Source organism: uncultured Planktosalinus sp. (assembly GCF_963973675.1).
Lineage (GTDB): Bacteria > Bacteroidota > Bacteroidia > Flavobacteriales > Flavobacteriaceae > Planktosalinus.
In genome coordinates this window covers 1-2,494 of the sequence record NZ_CAXBAN010000383.1, presented here as the reverse complement: position 1 = coordinate 2,494, position 2,494 = coordinate 1, and the positions used below count along the sequence as shown (strand labels likewise).

Annotated in this window: 1 protein-coding gene; it reads left to right on the top strand. The window is 38.4% G+C overall.

What is annotated here, in order from left to right; genetic code table 11:
* On the top strand, positions 1-2,492 hold a 2,492-nt coding region (locus AACY61_RS12345), incomplete at its 5' end, for a SusC/RagA family TonB-linked outer membrane protein (RefSeq protein ID WP_339611881.1).
* Positions 2,493-2,494 lie beyond the last annotated feature (2 nt).

Sequence of the window (2,494 nt, the reverse complement as noted above, 5' to 3'; positions counted from 1 at the left end):
GGGTTAACATTGTAATCAAAGGTACTACTACAGGTACCCAGTCTGACTTTGACGGAAATTATTCCCTCAATGCCAGTGTGGGGCAAACGCTTGTGTTTACCTATGTGGGTTTTTCTACTCAAGAAAGAGCGGTGACCGCAACTACGTCAACAATTGATCTGCAAATGCAGGCAGGAGAAGAACTTTCTCAGGTTGTTGTAACTGGTTTCGCAATTGCAAGAGAGAAAAAAGCACTTGGTTATGCAGTAAGTGAAGTCGCTGCTGAAAGCATCGAGCAACGTTCTGAAGGGGATGTTGCCAGAGTACTTTCAGGAAAAACTTCTGGGGTTGTTATTAACAATACCAGCGGTATATCCGGTTCTGCAACAAACATTAACATTAGAGGTTACAACTCCATTACAGGAAGTAACCAACCTTTATTTATTGTTGATGGTGTGCCAATTTCAAACGATACCAATGCAGTTGGTAATTTCGTTAATGGTAACAGTGGATCTAGCCGGTCTTTAGACCTTGATCCCAACAACATTGAAAGTATTTCAGTATTAAAGGGGTATGCTGCTGCTACTCTTTACGGTACAGAAGGTAAAAATGGTGTAATTCTTATTACTACAAAAGCCGGTTCATCTTCAAAAAGTGCTAAAAAAACTGAGATTACTGTCATTCAATCAGTATTTAACAATGAGATTGCTTCATTACCTGATTTCACTAACAAATACGGAAATGGTTTTGACCAATCTTTCGGTAACTTTTTCAGTAACTGGGGACCCGGTTTTTATGAAACTGGCCTAGGTGGCTGGGGAGACCCATCAAGTAACATCAATGAAGATGGAACTTGGCCTCACCCTTATGACAGACCAGCATTAAATGAAGTGTTTCCACAATATGAAGGTGCTACATTACCTTGGGAACCTGCTGACAACCATGTTAAAGAATTCTTTAGAAGTGGTTTAGCAACAAACACCTCAGTCAATATAGCAGGAAGCTCTGAAGACGGCAAATACAACTACAACTTTAACTACGGCCGTGTAAACGATGAAGGCTTTACTCCCGGAAACGTTACAAAAAGAAATTCATTCTCTGTTGGTGGTCGAGCAATTCTTTCAAACAAGTTTACTGTGTCAAGCACTATAAACTATGTTAGAACAGACTTCACTACACCTCCGGTAGCATATAGTAATGCATCATCTGCTCAATTTGGTTTATCAGTTTTTGGCGATGTATTTTATACACCTAGAAACCTTCCTTTAATGGATCTTCCTTATCAAAATCCTGTAACCGGTCAAAGTGTTTATTACCGTTCTGGTGATGACATTGTAAACCCTAACTGGACAGTAAAAAACAGTTCTGTTAACCAAATTACGAACCGTTCTTTTGGACAGGCAAATTTCCAATATGAAATAAACGACAATTTGAGCGCTTCGTATCGGGTTGGATATGATGTGTATTCTGAATTTAATGAGATAAGCACCAACAAAGGTGCCGGAGCTCCGGAATCTGTAAACTTGGGTGAATACACAACTTATACAAACACTAATCAAATTTGGGATCACAACTTGATGTTGAACGGAAGCTATTCATTAACTGATGATCTAGGGTTTAACTTTACTTTAGGTGCAACTTCCAAGTATGAGCGTTATGACCGCCACGGAATGCAAAGTATTGATCAAATTGTTTTCGATGTATTCAGACACTTCAACTTCAGATCAAATAGCGGAGTGATTCAAACAACAGCTTACAGAAATATTGTTGGTGTTTATGGTCAGGCAGATTTTGACTTTAAAAACTATTTATATTTAAACTTAGCAGCTAGGAACGACTGGGTTTCAAACCACGTTGAAAACAGTAAAGCCTACCCTAGTGCAAGTATTTCATTCTTGCCTTCAGTAGCGTTTCCGGGTATTAGAACTACAAACGGTATCAATTATTTGAAATTAAGAGCTAGTTATGGAACCTCAGCTGGGTTCTCATCCGGATTCCCGGTTTCAAATAACCTAGCATTAATTTCTCAAGCGTTTCAAGATAATGGTGGAACAACATATATTTCTAACACAACTGTGGGAGCCCTCGGAAATCCAGGCTTGAAACCAGAATTGTATGAAGAAACAGAATTTGGTATAGAATCCAGATTCCTTGATAATCGAGTAAGTTTAGATTTTTCATTCTATGATAGAGTCACTACAGATCAAATTACATCAAGAGGTCTAGACCCTGCTACAGGATTTACTTCTACGAGTGTTAACATCGGTAGAATGGAAGGTTATGGTTTTGAAGTTGACTTAGGAATTAATCCTGTAAGAAATGAAGGAAGAGGTTTTAACTGGAATATCAATACAAACTATACAAAATACAGAACGACAGTAGTTGATCTTGGTCCTGACTTTAGCGAAGATGATATCTTTGTATATACAGGGTTTACAGATCTTGGAAATGCTGCAATTGAAGGACAACCATTTAGTTCAATTGTTGGTACTGCTGTAGTGACTCTATCATAGAA